Origin of the sequence: Methylobacterium sp. WSM2598, from assembly GCF_000379105.1 — a bacterium.
GTDB lineage: Bacteria > Pseudomonadota > Alphaproteobacteria > Rhizobiales > Beijerinckiaceae > Methylobacterium.
Genome location: NZ_KB900609.1, coordinates 2,990,274 through 3,005,877 on the forward strand (window position 1 = coordinate 2,990,274; position 15,604 = coordinate 3,005,877).

A 15,604-nucleotide genomic window follows, 5' to 3' on the forward strand; every position below is an offset into this window, starting at 1 on the left:
GGCTGACGAGCGTCGCGGCGCGGTGGTTCTCCGCGTGGCGGAGGGCGCGGCGGCCGTAGGCGGCGCCGCGGCTGCGCGCCTCGCCGGCGAGTGCGGCCCCGTCGTCGATCCAATCCTCGGCCCGGTCGCGGGCTTGGCCGTACGCGGACTGCGCGCCGCCGAGCACCTGGTTCACGGCCCCGCGCACCTGCCGGCCCGGATCGCCGGTCAGGCCGCCGAGCACCGTCTGGGCCCGGCCCTTGAGGTGGCGGGCGCCGCCGTGAAGCCCGTCGCTGTTCATGTCGTCCATCCTGTCCGCGAGAGGGAAGGGGCCGGCGGGGACCGCCGGCCGGGATCCGGTCAGAGCTTCCTCTTGATCGCGTCCGCCGCGGAGGCGATCCCGTCCTTGGTCTCGCCGACCGCGCGCTGGGCCTCGCCCTTCAGCTCCTGCGCCTTGCCCTCGACCACGAGCTTGTCATTGCCGGTCATCTGGCCGACGCCCTGCTTGGCGTTGCCAACCGCCTCGTTCGCGAGGCCCTTGAGCTTGTCGGTGGTGCTGCTCATCGCGTGTCTCCGGAAGTGAGGGAGGGATGGCCGCGCGGCGGCCGGGAAGGAGCCCCGGGGCCCGTCGGCCCCGCGGGCCTCCCGCCGATCAGAGGCGATGCGCCTCGGCGGCGGCGAGCGGGGAGACCCTGCCGGCGAGACCGCCGAGGAAGGCCGCGACGGCCCCGAGGATCAGGGCGATGGCGGCCGAGAAGGCCCCCTGCGTGGCGGCCGACTTCGCCGCGACGGCGGCGTCCTGCGCCTTCGTCTTGGCCGTCGCGACCGCCTGCGCGTACTGGGTCTCGTAATCCTGCACCTGCTGGCGGGCCTGCTCGACCGGGATGCCCTGCGCCTTGGCGAGGGCGTCGGCGGCGCGGGCCTCGGCCTGCTGCTTCTGCGCCGGATCACCGGTCAGCACGGCGCGCATCGCCGCGACCGCGGCGTCGCGCAGGGCCTGCGGGTCCTGCCCGTTCGCCTGCTGGCGCACCTTCTCCTCGATGCCCTCGAGGGGGTTCGCGGCCTGGGCGGCCGTCTGCACGGTGCCGCCCACGAGGGTGCCGGCCCCGCCCAGCGTGGTCGCCACGCCCGTCAGGGCGCCGCCCACCAGGCTGCCGGCCGCGGAGGTCAGGAGGTAGAGCACCACGAGGGTCGTCACCGCCCAGGAGACGAGGCCGTGCAGCCCCGCCGCCCCGGCGAGCGGCTTGCCCGACAGGCGCCCGGCGATGAAGCCGCCCGCCAGCGAGGCGACGATCCCCGAGCCCACGAACCACAGCCCCGCCCCGAGGGAGAAGGTCGAGGCGGCCGGATTGTCGGCGGCGCTCGGTCCGAGGCTGGCGAGCCCGATGCCGAGGCCGACCATGTTGAGGATGATCTGCGCCACCAGCGCCGTCACGGCGCCCGCGATCACGGCGCCCCAGGACACTTGGTTGAGGGCGACGGCCCGCGTGTCGCTCGCGGCGAGGGACGGGAGGGTGGAGGAGGAAGCCACGATGATGCTCCGAGTCGTGGGGCGAGATTTGGGGGCGAGAGTTGGGGGGCGCCGTCAGCGGCGCCCGTGCACCAGGAGGGCGAGGCCGTAGCCGACCAGCCCGGCGATCAGCAGCGCGGCGACCGGGTACTCGGCGACCTGGGCGCCGACCTCGCGCCGGCCGTGGCGCAGGGCGCCGCTGCCCTGCGCGTAGGCGTCCTCGGCGTAATCCGCCGCCTCCTGGGCGACGTGGCGCACCGCGTCCTTGGCTTGGCCGTAGAGGTTCTCCGCCTGGCCCTGCGCCTCGCGGAAGCGGCCCTCGGCCGAGTCGCGGTGCGACCCGACGAGGTCGCCGACCGCGCCCTGCACCTTGCCGCCGAGCTCCCGGGCGGCCCCGGTGATGCGATCCGTATCGACCATGTCTCTCTCCTTCGCTTGCTGCAGGCGTCGCGCCGCGATCGGCGACACGCCGCGACCGACCGTGTCCAGGTCACTCCGCGACCTTGACCGGATGTCTTGATGGTCTGCCCAACAGTTATTCCGGATCACCGGCAAGAACTGCGCGCACTCATCATGTAGAAACGCCGCATCGATCTTCAATAGTAGAAATGTACTAGTATGAAGACGACTGCGTAGCGGTGCTTCCGAGCGGGAATCCGTTGTCGCAGCCCCACAGGATGACTTCCGTGCGCTTGTGGACGCCGAGCTTGCGGTAGAGCGCGGCGGCGTGGTTGCGCACGGTGTTGCGGGAGCGGCCGAGCCGGCGGGCGATGGCCCCGTCGTCGAGGCCCGCGCAGATCAGCGACAGCATCTGGCGCTCGCGGGCGGTGAGCTTGGGCGCGCCGTCCTGCTGGCCGTCGCGCCCGGGCCGGCGCAGGCTGGCGAGCTTCTCGATCAGGCCGCGGCTGAACCAGGACGTGTCGGCCATCACGGTCTCGATCGCCTCGAACAGCTCGCGCTCGGTCGCCTTGCGCTCGGTATTGTCCTGCAGGACGAGGAGCGCGCAAGCTTCCTCGCCGATCTCGATCCGCTCCGCCGAGACGAGGCAGTCGAGCGCGGCGCCGGATTCGTGGCGCAGGCAGGCGTCGAGCCCCTGCACGAAGCCGGAGCGGCGGATCGCCTCCTCGACCCGGAGGCGGTCCGCCTCGGAGGCGAAGAGCCCGATCTCCGCCGGGGAGCGCCCGATCACCCGATCCTCGCCGAGACCGAAGACCCGCGTGAACGCCTCGTTGATCGCCGTGACGGCGAGGTCCGACGCCCGGGCCAGCACGGTCGGGACCGGCGTGAGCCGGAAGGCCTTCGCGAAGCGCTCCTCGCTCCGGCGCAGGGCCGTCTCGGCCTTGCGGCGCAGTTCGAGATCCGCGAACGAGAACAGCATGCAGGGCTCGTCCCCGAGTTCGATCGGCTGGCCCGCCACGATCACGAACCGCGTCGAGCCGTCCGGCAGGTCGAGGCAGGCCTCCATCTGCGGGATCGTCGCCCCCTCGTTGAGGCGCTGGATCGCGAGGTCGCGGTTCTGGGCACCCGCCAGCACGTCGACCTCGTAGACGCTGCGCCCGATCACCGCCTCGCGGGCGTAGCCGGTCATTTTCAGGAAGCCCGCATTCACCTTGACGTGGCGCAGGTCCGAGAGGCGGCAGATCACGGCCGGCGCCGGGTTGGCGTTGAAGGTCTTCTCGAAGCGCTCCTCGGCCTCGACCTCGCCGGACACGTCCTTGAGGATCAGGGCGAGGCAGCTCGGCCGGCCGGCCCGGTCCGTGGCGACGAGGCTGCGCAGGCTTTGCACGAAGCCGGTCTCGGGATCGTCGGCGCGCCGCACCTCCACCACGACGTCGCGGATGGTCTCGCCCGCCACCACCCGCTCGATCGGGTCGCGCTCGGGGGCGCGGTGGTTCCGGTCGCGGAGCGTGTAGCGCGCCCGGTAATCGGCGACGCTGCGCCCGAGCTCGTCGAGGCTCCCGGCCCCGTGCATGGCCAGGGCGGCCGCGTTCGCCCAGGTGATCCGCTCATCCGGCTCGACCAGGATCACGCCCTCGCTCAGTCCGGCGATGATCTGCCGCAAATCCGATCGCTCCACGCCCTCGGTCACGTTCCGCCTTCCGCCTCTTCCGCTGCGTTGGTCCGGCCCTCAACAGGAAGAAATCGCTTCGGTTCCGCGTCCTTCGGGCCCGGCGCTCTGGTATACCGGGATCATCGCGGCCGTCCGTGAGATCCGGCGGCGGGAAGAAGGGCGAAAAGCGCCCACTCGGGAGACGGGCCGGACTCAATCCCAAGCCGTTGTCTTGCAACGCGTCTCGGGAGGCCGCGCGGGATCTCGCGGGGAGGGTGGAAGGCCCGTGACACTACTGGTGAGGAGTATTTCTGCGCTAGGAAACCGGGCCCGCGGGATTGCCGGGGCCGGGCGCGCATGCGCCCATCCGCCGCAGGTCTGACGGGCGCGAAAGTTTGGCGTCCTCACGGTTGCGGGCTGGGCGGCCGGACCGGGCGGGCGCCCCGCGCGGGATCAGGCCTTGCCCGGCTCCGCCCCGGGCTCCGCGCCGCGCTCAGCGCCGCGTTCCTGGCAGGCGCCGCACTCGCCCTCGATCTCGACGATGCGGCTCGCCGGGCGGAAGCCCGCCTGGGCGAGGGTGCGGTCGAGGCCGCGCTCGATCTCCTCGGAACTGGTCTCGTCCACCGCCCCGCAGGCGCGGCAGATCAGGAACACCACCCCCTCGCCCTCGTGATGCGCGTGCTCGCAGGGCACGAAGGCGTTGCGGCTCGCGATCCGGTGCACGAGGCCGTTCTCGGTGAGGAAGTCGAGGGCGCGGTAGACCGAGACGGCCGCCACCCGCCGTCCCGGGGCGCTCAGGCGCTCGGCGATGTCGTAGGCCCCGAGCGGGCGCGCCTCGCCGGCGATCACCTCCAGCGTCCGCTGGCGCAGCGGCGTGAATTGCAGCCCGCGCTCGCGGCAGAGGCGCTCGGCCCGCGCGCGCAGACCCGCCCGGCCCTCGCCGCAGCCATGGTCCGTCCCCGCAGGCTCGCTCATCTCCGCTCTCCGGTTGACACGCCCGATATGTTACAGTGTAACAGGTTCCGGCCGTCAAGGGCGCCCCGCCCGTCTAGCAGATGGGGGCCGGGACGGCACCTGCGCGGGCGACGAGCCCTCCGCCCCGATCGCACGAGGAGAGGCCGCGATGGAAGCCCTGCCGCACGGGTCCGCCCACCGCAATCCGGGATCCGCTCCGCCCCGCTCCCTGCTCGGGCTCGCGCTCGCGCCGCGGCTCGCCCTGGCCGGGCTGCTCGCGGCGGGGGTCTGGGGGGTGATTGCCTGGGCGATCGGCGCATGACGGCATCCCTCGCCGCGGGCGCGCTGGCGTTCCGGAGCCTCACCCTCGGCTACGATCGGCACCCGGCCGTGCACCATCTCGACGGGGTGGTGCCGGCCGGGGCGGCGCTCGCCGTGATCGGCCCGAACGGGGCCGGCAAATCGACCCTGCTCAAGGGCATCATCGGCGAGGTCGCGCCCCTCGAAGGGCGCATCGAGCATCCGGGCCTGCGGCGGCGCGACATCGCCTACCTGCCCCAGGCGGCGGAGATCGATCGCGGCTTCCCCATAAGCGTGGACGATTTCGTGGCCATGGGGCTGTGGCGCCGCGTCGGGCCCTGGCGGAGCCTGCGGCCCTACCGCGCCGCGCGGGACGAGGCGCTGGCCGCGGTCGGCCTGACCGGCTTCGAGCGGCGGCCGATCGGCACCCTCTCGGGGGGCCAGCTGCGCCGGGCCATGTTCGCCCGCGTGCTGCTGCAGGATGCGCGCGCGGTCCTCCTCGACGAGCCCTTCGCGGCCGTCGACGGCCGGACCACCGCCGACCTCCTCGGGCTGGTGGAGCGCTGGCGGGCGGAGGGGCGCACGGTGATCGCGGTGCTGCACGACATGGAGCAGGTGCAGCGCCACTTCCCCTCTGCCCTGCTGCTCGCCCGCGAGGTCGTGGCCTGGGGCGCGACCGAGGCGGTGCTGACGGCGGCGAACCTGCGCCGGGCGCGCCAGCTCTGCGAGGCCTGGGACGAGGCCGCCCCTGTCTGCCGCGGCGGCGCCCCGCACGGCCCGCCCGCCCCGGGCCACGCACATGCCCACGGCGCGCACGACCATGCTCCTCCCGCGGCGGCCTCGCACGGGCAGGGAGCGCTAGCAAGCGGGCCGCAGGCAAGCGGGCCTCAGGACTGCGAGCACGCCGCGTGATCGACCTCCTCACCGCCCCCTTCACCGACTTCGCCTTCATGCGCCGGGCGCTCGCGGGCTGCGTGGCGCTGTCGGTGAGCGCGGCCCCGGTCGGCGTCTTCCTCACCCTGCGCCGCATGAGCCTGATGAGCGAGGCGATGAGCCACGCCATCCTGCCCGGCGCCGCGGCGGGCTTCCTGCTGGCCGGGCTGTCGCTGCCGGCGATGACGCTCGGCGGCCTCGCGGCGGGGCTCGCGGTGGCGTTCCTGGCCGGCGCCGTCTCGCGGGCGACGGAGCTGCGCGAGGATGCCAGCCTGGGTGCCCTCTACCTGCTGGCGCTCGCCGCCGGCGTGCTGATGATCTCGCTGCGCGGCACCTCGGTCGATCTCCTGCACATCCTGTTCGGCACGGTGCTGGCCCTCGACGACGCGGCGCTGCTGCTCCTCGGCACGATCGCGGCGGTCACGCTGCTCGGGCTCGCCGCCGCCTACCGGCCCCTCGTGCTCGAATGCGTCGATCCGCTCTTCCTGCGCTCGGTGAGCCGGGCGAGCGCGCCGGTCCACTACGCCTTCCTGGGCCTCGTCGTGCTCAACCTCGTCGGCGGGTTCGCGGCGCTCGGCACGCTGCTCGCCGTCGGGCTGATGCTGCTGCCGGCCGTGAGCGCGCGGTTCTGGGCCGCCGATCTCTCCGGGCTGATCCCGGTCGCCATGAGCATCGGCCTCGCGGCGAGCTTCGCCGGCCTCCTGGTCTCCTATTACGGCGACCTGCCGAGCGGGCCCGCGATCGTGCTCACGGCGGGGGGCTTCTACGTCGCCTCGATGCTGCTCGGCCTCAGGGGCGGACTGCTCTGGCGGCTCCTGCCCGGCCGCCACCTCGAGGCCTGACGCCGACGGCGAAGGACGCTGACGCTTCGGGCCGTCGGTCCGAAATCCGACGGAGCGCGGAACCCGCGGTCATGAGCCGTGACCGTCGGCATGACGCGGCCGGTCCGGCGGCCTATTCGGCCGCCGGGCGCCCCGCGGCCGGCCGCTTCGTACCCAGGATCTCGTCGTAGAGCCGCAGCAGGTCGTCGCCCTGGTCGGCCGCACGGCGCAGCGGCGGGCCGGGCGGCGGCGGCGCCTGGAACCGCGCCGGATCCGCGTCGATCGCCCCCAGCACCTCCCGCAGCGGGCCCGGCGTCGAGACGTCGATCACGAACCCGTCCACCCCCGGCCGCACCTCCTCCCCCACCGCGCCCCGGTCGCTCGCCACGACCCACAGACCGAACGCCCGCGCCTCCCGCGACACGAGACCGAAGCTCTCCGGCCACAGCGACGGCACCAGCAGCACGTCAAGCTCCCCGTACAACCCCCCGATCTCCTCCTGCGCCACGGGGCCCACGATCCGCACCGGCGTCGTCCCCCACACCTCCTCGCTCGCGGAGCCCGGCTCCCGCGACAGGTCGACCAGCGTCAGGCCCAGGCACCGGAACGGCGTCGTGCGCAGCACCACCTCGAGCAGCGGCGCCCCCTTGTGCGCCTCCAGACCCCCCACGTGGCCCAGCCGCACCCGCGGACCCCGCCCCGCCCGCCGCGCCGGCACCCGCCCCAGCGACAGGCCGTTCGGCACGCTGCGCACCTCCGGGAACCCCGCCGCCCGGTACAGGCCCGCGAAGCTCTCCGACACCGCCAGCACCCGGTCCGCCCCACACAGAAGCCGCCCCAGCCGCCGCCGCCGCAGGAGCTGCGCCCCCGCCCCGTGCGGCGCGTCCGAGGCCGCCTCCAGCAGGTCCGGCGAGGGACGCACCACCTGCCCGTCCCGGTCGAGCAGGAACTGGTGGTCCGAGATCCACCAGCCGTCGTGCACCGTCACCACGTGCCGCAGGCCCCGCGCCTGCGCCGCCTCCACCACCGACCCGCTCAGCCGCTGCACGCAGTGGAAGTGCACCAGGTCCGGGCACAGCCGGTCCAGGAACTCCCCGAACAGCGCCCCCAGCGCCGGGTTGAACGGGCGCCAGTCCATCCCGGGCTCCAGCGGCGTCGACAGCCGCAGCACCGGAACCCCCCGGTAGCCGTCCAGCCGCGCCCGGCCCGCCGGCTGCACCCCCTCGTCGCTCGCCGCCACCGCGAAGGCGTAGCGCTCCCCCGCCGCCGCCAGGAAGTGGTCGAGGTTGTCGCGCACCACCCGCGTCGCCCCGCCGATCGTCTGGGGCGGGAAGAACACGTTCACCAGCAGGATCCGCGGCCGCGCCGCCGCCACGGCGGGCGCCGCCGGCCGCGCCAGCACGGACGCCACCCGCCCCGCCCCCGCCGCCAGCCCGTAATCCCGCCGCGCCTTGCGCCGCGCCGCCAGGCCGATCCGCCGCCGCAGCCCGGCATCCCCCACCAGCCGCTCCAGCGCCGAGGCCCACTCCTCGGGCGTGTCGGCAAACAGCACGTCCTCGCCCTCGACCAGGATCTCCCGGTAGGTGCGCGTCCCGCTCACCACCGAGGGCACCCCGGCCACCGCCGCCTCCAGCCACTTGATCTCGCTCTTGGCGTCCGCCGCCGCGCCGGGGGCGAGCACCGCCAGGTTCACGTCGACCCCCGACAGGATCTCCCAGTAATCCTCCACCTGCGCGGTGAAGCCGAGGCGGCGGATCCGGTCCCGGTGGGCCGCGAAGGCGGGATCGAGGGTGAGGTGGCCGGCGATCAGCAGGCGCAGCTGCGGGTGGCGCTCCAGCAGGCGCAGCAGGGCCGGGCCGGCCAGGGCGTTGAAGTCGCGGTTATGCGCCTTGGTGCCCGAGCCGTAGAACAGCGTCACGGGCGCCTCCGGGCGGGCGGGGGCGGGGTCCGGCCGGTCGAGGAAGGGGGCGTTGCGCTGGTCGAGGCCGTTGCGCAGGACGTGGCAGCGGCCCGTGCGCAGGAGCGGGCGCATGGCCTCGGCGAGGGCCGGGGTGGAGGCGAGGCCCTCGTCGCACTGGGCGAGGGCGAAGCGGAACAGGGGCACGCCGAACTGCAGCCCGACGTAGTCCTCGGGGGAGATCTGGCCCTCGAAGCTGTCGAAGGGGTCGGGGTAGCAGCGCGCGTCGAAGATGAGGTCGTCGACGTCGTAGAAGGTGGGCAGGCCGAGGGCGCGGGCGTAGAGGATGCTGTGGAGGATGTCGGGGAAGGCGGGGAGGCGGTAGAAGAGGGCGGCGCGGGCGGCGTGCAGGGCCTGGCGGAAGGCCCGGGCCTGGTCGGGGGGGAAGACGCGGACGGTCCATCCGGCGTGCTCGAGCTGGCGGCGGCGCTGCTCGACGCGGTAGTGGACGCACTGGGGCAGATCGAGGTTGGCCAGGATGGCGACGGTCGGCCGCGGCGAGGGGATGGGCAAGGGGACGGGCAAGGGGGCGGCGAGGGGGAGGTCGGCGGCGAGCCGGTTCAGGGCCTCGTCCAGGAGGGCGTCGGCCTCGGCGCGGCGGCCCTGGCGGTACTCCGCGCGGGCGGCCTCGCAGGCGGCGTCGAAGGCCCGGCCGAGGATGCCGAGCCCCGCCTCGCGCCAGCGCGCGTCCTTGATCCAGCGCGGCGACGAGGCCCGGATCTGCGCGCAGGCGGCCGGCAGATCTCCGGTGGCGGCCAGGCACTCGGCGGCGTGGATGTGGCTCCAGAGGCTCGACCGCGGGTCGGCCGCGGCGGCCGCGTAATCGGCGGCCGCGGCGGCGAGGTCGCCCAGGGCCCGCGCGGCCTCGCCGCGGCCGTGCAGCCGGCGGGCGGTCGGGCCGCCGCGCGCGATCGCCTCGTCGTAGGCCCGGCGGGCGAGCGCGAAGCGCTGGCGCAGCAGGCAGCGCAGGCCCACCAGGGTGAGGAAGGCCGCGGCCTCCGGCCCCGTCACCACGTCCAGGCGGCCCTCCGGGAAGCCGTGGTCGAGACAGTGCTCCAAGAGGTCGGTGCGGCTCATCGCGCCGCGGGGCAGGGACGCCCGATAGGTCTCCACCGCGAAGGCGGCCGGGAAGGCGCTCTCGCCGATCAGCAGGGCGATGCGGGCCGCCTCGTTCGGCGCGAAGTCCTGCTCGATGCCCTGCCGCAGCCAGTGCCGGTAGAGCGCCGCGTCGTCGGCCGCTCCCTCCACCCGGTAGGTCGCCCGGTAGAAGGCCGGATCGAAGATCGCGTCGGTGCGGATCGGGGCGAGGCGGTCGATGCCCTGCTCGACGAAGAGGCGGATGCCCTCCGCCCGGGTCCGCGGCGGCGCAGGGAGCCAGTCGGCGTTCAGGTGGATGAACTGGGCGAGGTCGAAGCGCCGCAGCCAGCGGCCCGGCGCCAGGCCGTGCGCGGCGAGGAAGCCCGTGAACAGCGCCAAGCCCTCGCGCGGCTCGGCCCCGGCGAGCCGCGCGAAGGTCTCGGCCTCCGCCGCGATGTCGAGGGCGTAGAGCCGCTTCTCCTCACGCCCGTGCTTGAGGAAATGCGCGGTGAACTGCCAGTCCCGCGTGAAGCGCCGGGCGAGGTCGGGATTCAGGTCGCCGTAGAGGCCGGGGTTGAAATCCTCCGGCAGCGCGCCGTGGCGCGTTGTCAGGTCCGCCAGGTAGGCGTCGCGCGTCGGGAAGCGGCCCTCGGCGCGGCCGTGCCGGACGTAGTGCTCCCGCAGGGCGTGCCGCTTCAGGCCGGAGAGGTCCGGATAGAGCTGCGCGTAGAAGTCGGGGTCGAAGGCGTCCCTCCCGAACCGCCAGGACACCGACCGGATCTTCCGGCCGAGCTTGGCGAGGAGCTTGATCCGGCGCTTCGGCACGTGGCTGACCCCTGCGAGGACGTCCGTGGGGCCGGCGCGGGTGAGGCGCCGGCGCATCATCCACGGCCGCGGATGTCGGTCGGACGCAGAAAATGCGCTAAGAAAACAAAGATCTAGCGCGAAACCCGGTCGACCCGGAACGGACGTCGCTCTAGCACGGCGGGAGGGGCGGCGGCAACGCCGGGCCGGCTCGGTCCGCTCAGGGCTCGCCGAGCGCCGCCCGCGTGGCCGCGTCCGGGCCGAGCTCCTCCGGCCCTTCGAGGCCGAGCGCCTCGGCGAGCCGCTCCCGCGCCCGGCTCACCCGGCTCTTCATCGTCCCGACCGCCACGCCGCAGATGGCGGCCGCCTCCTCGTAGGTGAAGCTCTGGGCGCCCACCAGGACCAGGGCCTCCCGCTGCTGCGGCGGCAGGGCGGCGAGGGCGGCCCGGAACGCGCCGAACTCCAGATGCGCCTCCTGGGCCGGCAGCACCGAGAGCCGCGCCGCCCGCGCCCCGTCCACGTCCTCGACCTCGCGCCGCCGCTTGCGCTGCTCCGAGTAGAAGACGTTGCGCAGGATCGTGAACAGCCACGCCGTCAGGTTGGTGCCGCGCGCGAAGGTGTGGGCCTTGGTCCAGGCCCGCACCAGCGTCTCCTGCACGAGGTCGTCGCTGCGGTCGAGGTCGTGCGTGAGGGAGTAGGCGAAGGCGCGCAGGGCCGGGATGGCCCCGAGCAGGAGCCCGCGCATCTCGGGGTCGACGCCGGTCATCGGGCTTCCTCCTCCGCACCGCTCCCCGGTCCCGCCGCGGCCGCGGCGCGCGGCAGCGGGATCCCCGAGGGACGGGCCGGGGATCCTCACCCGGCCGACCCCGTCCCCTCGCCGCTTCCCTCGTGTTCCGTCATGAATGCGTCGATGGCCGCATTCGGTCTCCGATGCCGCACTAAAGACCCCGGCTTTAATGAGATCTGAAAAAGATATTCAGCCAATCTTAATCGAGAAACTTTGCCTTTAGCTTCGCCGTCGAGGAGGATTTCTGCCGGCGGACGGGCGCGCGAGCGAGGCGTCGGAGCCGCGCGCGCCGCGGCGGGCTCGGACGAGGCAGAGACGCCGCGGCGCTGTGGCGCGGATGCGCTTGCCCGGGCCGGTCCCCCTCCTAACCTTAGGACCCGACCTGCAATCGGGGATTCTCTCTTGGTTTCGTCGCTTCGTGCCTCGGCCGCCCTCGCGGCCTTCCTCACCTTCACGATCACGCCGGCCCTCGCGCAGCGCGACGATCCGGGCCTGCAGATGAACTGCGCGAGCGATTACTTCCGGCTCTGCGCGGGGGCCGACCCGGACAGTCCCGAGGTCGAGCGCTGCTTCGAGCGCAACCGCGGACGCCTGTCGGCCCAGTGCCGGGCCGCGATCACCGCCTTCGACAAGGGGGAACCGACGAGCGCGATCCGGCGGCAATAGGGGCGGAGCCGGGCGGCGCCCGCCGGCCCGCCGCTCAGCCGGCCCGGTCGAGCCGCAGGATCCGGCAGGGCTCGCCCGCCTTCGCGGCGGGGGCGTGGGGCGGGCGCACCAGCAGCGCCTCCGCGGTGGCCAGCACCGAGAGCATCGAGGAATCCTGGCGCGGCGCCGGATGGACGCGGGGCAGCCCGTCGCCGCCCGGTTCGAGCCGCGCCCGCATGTAGTCCTGCCGGGCGTCGTTCTCCGGCAGGTCGCGGCCGAGGATCGCCGGCTCGCTGCGGTCGGCCCCCGCCTCGGGATCGCCGAGGAGCGCCCGGACCAGGGGGCGCACGAAGACGAGGCCGCAGACCACCGACGAGACCGGGTTGCCGGGCAGGCCGAGCACCGCCATCGGGCCGAGCCGCCCGTGCATCAGCGGCTTGCCGGGCCGGATCGCCACCCGCCAGAAGCCGAGCGCGAGGCCCTGGCGCACCAGCGCCGACTGGACGAGGTCGTGGTCGCCGACCGAGGCGCCCCCGAGGGTGACGAGGAGGTCGGCCCGCTCCTCCCGGGCGCGGCCGATCGCGGCTTCGAGGTCGGCGAAGCGGTCGCCCGCGATGCCGAGATCGACCGCCTCCGCCCCGGCCTCCTCGGCCATTGCCGCGAGCGCGAGGCCGTTCGAGGCGACGATCTGGTCCCAGGCGGCGGGCTCGCCGGGCCGCACCAGCTCGTCGCCCGTCGCCAGGATCGCCACCCGCGGGCGGCGGCGCAGGCGCAGCGAAGGGTGTCCGCCCGCGGCGGCGAGCGCGAGGCGCTGCCCGTCGAGGCGGGTGCCGGCGGGCAGGAGCAGGTCGCCCTGCCGGAAGTCGAGGCCGCTGCCGCGCAGGTGCCGCCCCGGCGGGTTCGCGACGAGGAGGCGCACGCTCTCGCCCCGCGCCTCCGCATCCTCCTGGATGACGACCGTGTCGGCGCCCTCCGGCATCGGCGCGCCGGTGAGGATGCGCACCGCCTCGCCGGGGCCGACCGGACCGCGCAGGCCGTGCCCGGCGGCGCTGGTGCCGATGAGCCGGAGCGTGACCGGCGCCCCGGCGAGGTCGGCGCTGCGCACGGCGTAGCCGTCCATGGCCGAGGTGACGAAGGGCGGCTGCGTGCGCAGGGCCCGCACCTCCTCGGCGAGGGTGCGGCCGGCGGCCCGCCCGATCGGCACCGTCTCGGCCGCGACCGTGGCGGCGCCGGCGAGGATGCGCGCGAGCGCCTCCGCGACGGGCAGGAGCGCGCTCACGCGGGATCCGCCGCGTAGGAGCCCGAGCGGCCGCCGCTCTTCTCGAGGAGCCGGATCCCCTCGATCCGCATGCCCCGGTCGGCGGCCTTGACCATGTCGTAGACGGTGAGGCAGGCGACCGAGACGGCGGTGAGCGCCTCCATCTCGACCCCGGTCGGCCCCTGGACCCTCACCTCGGCGGTGATGCGGATGCCCGGCAGGGCCGCGTCGGGCTCGCACTCGACCCGCACCTTGGACAGCAGGAGCGGGTGGCAGAGGGGGATGAGGTCGTGGGTGCGCTTGGCCGCCATGATCCCGGCGAGCCGGGCGGTGCCGAGCACGTCGCCCTTCTTGGCATCGCCCTCGCGGATGAGGCGCAGGGTCTCGGGCCGCATCACGATCGCGCCCTCCGCCCGGGCGGTGCGGGCCGTCGCGGCCTTGTCGGAGACGTCCACCATGTTGGCGGCGCCGGTCGCGTCGAGGTGGGTCAGGCTCGCCATGGGGTACCGCTCCGTGGATCGACCGCGTGCCGTCGGAGAGATGGGGCGCGGCGCCGGCCGAGGGAGGGCCGGATCGGCCGCGGGCCGATCGGCGCGACGGTCACGAACCCGCCGGCTCCCCGAACAGCAGCCGCCGCGTCGCCGCCGTCACGTCCGCCTCGCGCATCAGGCTCTCGCCGACCAGGAGGGTGCGGATGCCCGCCCGGGCGAGCCGCTGCGCGTCGGCATGGCCGGCGATGCCGCTCTCGCCCACCACGATGCGGTCCTCCGGCACCAGGGGCCGCAGGGCGAGCGCGGTCTCCAGCGAGACCTCGAAGGTGCGCAGGTCGCGGTTGTTGATGCCGATCATCCGGGTCCCGAGGGGGAGCGCCCGCTCCAGCTCGGCGCGGTCGTGCACCTCGACCAGCACGTCCATGCCGAGGTCGTGCGCCGTCGCGACGAGCGCGGCCGCCTCCTCGTCGTCGAGGCTCGCCATGATGACCAGGATGCAATCCGCCCCCCAGGCCCGGGCCTCCACCACCTGGTAGGGCTCGAACAGGAAGTCCTTGCGCAGGACCGGCAGCGGGCAGGCCTGCCGGGCCGCCGTCAGGTATTCGGGCCGGCCCTTGAAGGAGGGCTCGTCGGTGAGGACCGACAGGCAGGTGGCGCCGCCCTCCGCGTAGGCGCGGGCCAGCGCCGGCGGGTCGAAATCCGCGCGGATCAGCCCCCTGGAGGGGGAGGCCTTCTTGATCTCGGCGATGAGGGCGGGGCGGCCCGCCGCGAGATCGGCCCGGATCGCCTCCGCGAAGCCGCGGGGCGGGTCGGCCTTCTCGGCGCGGCGCTCCAGCTCGGCGAGGGGCACGCGCAGCTTCGCCTCGGCGATCTCGCGGCGCTTGTAGGCCTCGATATGGGCCAGCACGTCCGGGCGGGCGGCGGAGGCCGGCCGGTCGGCGGGCGCAGGGCTCTTCGGCTCGAACACGGGCAACCCCCTCTTGACCGGTCAGGCGTTGGAGACGGCGACGAGGCGCGCCAGCACGGCGCGGGCCGCCCCGGTCTCGATCGCCTGGGCGGCCCGCGCCACGCCCTCGCCGAGGCCCGCGCAGGCGCCCGCCACCACCAGGGCCGCGCCCGCGTTGAGCACCGCGATGTCGCGATAGGGGGTGCGCGCCCCGTCGAGCACGGCCCGCAGCGCCGCCGCGTTGTGCTCCGGATCCGCCCCGCGCAGGTCCTCCGGGCTCGCCAGCGCCAGGCCGACCTCGCGCGGGTCGATGGTGAAGTGGCGGATCGCGCCGTCCTCCAGGGCCACGACGGCGGTCGGGCCCGTGGTGGTGATCTCGTCGAGCCCGTCCGAGCCGTGCACGGTCCAGACCCGGCGGCTGCCGAGATCGGCGAGCACCCGGGTCAGGGGCTCGGCCAGCGAGCCCGCGTAGACGCCGAGCAGCTGGCCCGCCACGCCGGCCGGGTTGCACAGCGGCCCGAGCAGGTTGAACAGGGTGCGGGTGCCGAGTTCGACCCGCACCGGCGCCACGTGCCGCATCGAGGCGTGGTGGGCCTGGGCGAACATGAAGCAGAGGCCCGCCTCCTCCAGGCAGCGCGCCAGCCCCTCCGGATCGAGCCCGAGCCTGACGCCGAGCGCCGCCAGCACGTCGGCCGCCCCGGAGCGCGACGAGGCGGCGCGGTTGCCGTGCTTGGCCACCGGCACGCCGCAGGCGGCGGTGAGGATGGAGGCCAGCGTCGAGACGTTGTAGCTGCCCGAATGGTCGCCGCCGGTGCCGACGATGTCGATGGCGCCCGCGGGCGCGACCACCCGCACCATGCGCTCGCGCAGGGCGCCCGCCGCGCCCACGATCTCGTCCTGCGCCTCGCCGCGCACCCGCAGGGCCATCAGGAAGGCGCCCGCCTGGGCGTGGGTCACCTCGCCGGAGAGCAGGTGGTCGAAGGCGGTGCGGGCCTCCTCGCGCGTGAGCGCCGCACCCGTGGCGACCTTCGCCAGGTAGGGCTTGAACGAATCCATGACGGGCCTTGATGTCTCGGCGCGGCTTTCCTGTCG

At 74.7% G+C, this 15,604-nt stretch carries 16 protein-coding genes (1 of these 16 running past the window's edge); 4 read left to right on the forward strand and 12 right to left on the reverse strand.

The annotated features are described in order from the left end of the window. From MET2598_RS0113985 to MET2598_RS0114010, 6 genes are all read right to left on the reverse strand, one after another. Positions 1-280 carry the 5' portion of a CsbD family protein gene (locus MET2598_RS0113985; protein WP_018261243.1) on the reverse strand. Its footprint begins 59 nt before the window's first position, so 280 of the gene's 339 nt are visible here — the first part of the coding sequence; it begins with the start codon at positions 278-280; the stop codon falls past the left edge of the window. Positions 281-339: 59 nt separating this feature from the next. Then, a complete protein-coding gene (locus MET2598_RS0113990; protein WP_018261244.1) occupies positions 340-543 on the reverse strand; it encodes a CsbD family protein in 204 nt (67 codons plus the stop codon). An 88-nt stretch (positions 544-631) separates the two neighbouring features. After that, a complete protein-coding gene (locus MET2598_RS0113995; protein WP_018261245.1) occupies positions 632-1,510 on the reverse strand; it encodes a hypothetical protein in 879 nt (292 codons plus the stop codon). A gap of 54 nt (positions 1,511-1,564) precedes the next feature. After that, positions 1,565-1,909 (reverse strand): CsbD family protein, encoded by a 345-nt coding sequence (locus tag MET2598_RS0114000; RefSeq protein ID WP_018261246.1) that lies wholly within the window; start codon positions 1,907-1,909, stop codon positions 1,565-1,567. A gap of 193 nt (positions 1,910-2,102) precedes the next feature. Next, positions 2,103-3,578: a helix-turn-helix transcriptional regulator gene (locus MET2598_RS0114005; RefSeq protein ID WP_018261247.1), complete on the reverse strand. Its 1,476-nt coding sequence runs from the start codon at positions 3,576-3,578 to the stop codon at positions 2,103-2,105. Positions 3,579-3,992: 414 nt separating this feature from the next. Continuing rightward, on the reverse strand, positions 3,993-4,514 hold the full coding sequence (locus tag MET2598_RS0114010) for a Fur family transcriptional regulator (RefSeq protein WP_012335086.1): 522 nt from the start codon (positions 4,512-4,514) through the stop codon (positions 3,993-3,995). Positions 4,515-4,662: 148 nt separating this feature from the next. Here MET2598_RS0114010 and MET2598_RS42155 point away from each other — a divergent pair, with 148 nt between their 5' ends. The 3 genes from MET2598_RS42155 to MET2598_RS0114025 are packed head-to-tail and all read left to right on the forward strand — an operon-like array spanning position 4,663 to position 6,568. Continuing rightward, positions 4,663-4,815 carry a hypothetical protein gene (locus tag MET2598_RS42155; RefSeq protein ID WP_018261248.1) on the forward strand — a complete coding sequence of 51 codons (153 nt, stop codon included), beginning with the start codon at positions 4,663-4,665 and terminating at the stop codon, positions 4,813-4,815. Next, positions 4,812-5,705: a metal ABC transporter ATP-binding protein gene (locus MET2598_RS0114020; protein ID WP_018261249.1), complete on the forward strand. Its 894-nt coding sequence runs from the start codon at positions 4,812-4,814 to the stop codon at positions 5,703-5,705. Before MET2598_RS42155 ends, MET2598_RS0114020 begins: the two co-directional genes overlap by 4 nt. Then, positions 5,702-6,568 (forward strand): metal ABC transporter permease, encoded by an 867-nt coding sequence (locus MET2598_RS0114025; RefSeq protein ID WP_012335089.1) that lies wholly within the window; start codon positions 5,702-5,704, stop codon positions 6,566-6,568. The genes MET2598_RS0114020 and MET2598_RS0114025 overlap by 4 nt, the downstream gene beginning before the upstream one ends. Positions 6,569-6,680: 112 nt before the next feature. Here MET2598_RS0114025 and MET2598_RS0114030 read toward each other — a convergent pair whose 3' ends face one another. Both MET2598_RS0114030 and MET2598_RS0114035 read right to left on the reverse strand, forming a co-directional pair. Beyond that, positions 6,681-10,466, reverse strand: a complete 3,786-nt coding sequence (locus MET2598_RS0114030) for a glycosyltransferase (protein WP_018261250.1) — start codon at positions 10,464-10,466, stop codon at positions 6,681-6,683. Positions 10,467-10,605: 139 nt separating this feature from the next. Then, positions 10,606-11,151, reverse strand: coding sequence for a sigma-70 family RNA polymerase sigma factor (locus MET2598_RS0114035; RefSeq protein ID WP_012335091.1), 546 nt, complete (start codon positions 11,149-11,151; stop codon positions 10,606-10,608). A gap of 423 nt (positions 11,152-11,574) precedes the next feature. Here MET2598_RS0114035 and MET2598_RS0114040 point away from each other — a divergent pair, with 423 nt between their 5' ends. Continuing rightward, positions 11,575-11,838 (forward strand): hypothetical protein, encoded by a 264-nt coding sequence (locus MET2598_RS0114040; protein ID WP_012335092.1) that lies wholly within the window; start codon positions 11,575-11,577, stop codon positions 11,836-11,838. A 34-nt stretch (positions 11,839-11,872) separates the two neighbouring features. Here MET2598_RS0114040 and MET2598_RS0114045 read toward each other — a convergent pair whose 3' ends face one another. The 4 genes from MET2598_RS0114045 to trpD form a co-directional block, all read right to left on the reverse strand. Continuing rightward, complete coding sequence (locus MET2598_RS0114045; protein ID WP_018261251.1) at positions 11,873-13,096, reverse strand: molybdopterin molybdotransferase MoeA; 1,224 nt, start codon at positions 13,094-13,096, stop codon at positions 11,873-11,875. Then, the gene (moaC, locus tag MET2598_RS0114050) at positions 13,093-13,575 is read right to left on the reverse strand and encodes a cyclic pyranopterin monophosphate synthase MoaC (RefSeq protein WP_012335094.1); all 483 of its coding nucleotides are present in this window, start codon (positions 13,573-13,575) and stop codon (positions 13,093-13,095) included. The genes MET2598_RS0114045 and moaC overlap by 4 nt, the downstream gene beginning before the upstream one ends. A 100-nt stretch (positions 13,576-13,675) precedes the next feature. After that, positions 13,676-14,533, reverse strand: coding sequence for an indole-3-glycerol phosphate synthase TrpC (gene trpC / locus MET2598_RS0114055; protein ID WP_012335095.1), 858 nt, complete (start codon positions 14,531-14,533; stop codon positions 13,676-13,678). 21 nt (positions 14,534-14,554) lie between these two features. After that, complete coding sequence (gene trpD, locus MET2598_RS0114060) at positions 14,555-15,568, reverse strand: anthranilate phosphoribosyltransferase (protein WP_012335096.1); 1,014 nt, start codon at positions 15,566-15,568, stop codon at positions 14,555-14,557. Between the last annotated feature and the right edge of the window lie 36 nt (positions 15,569-15,604).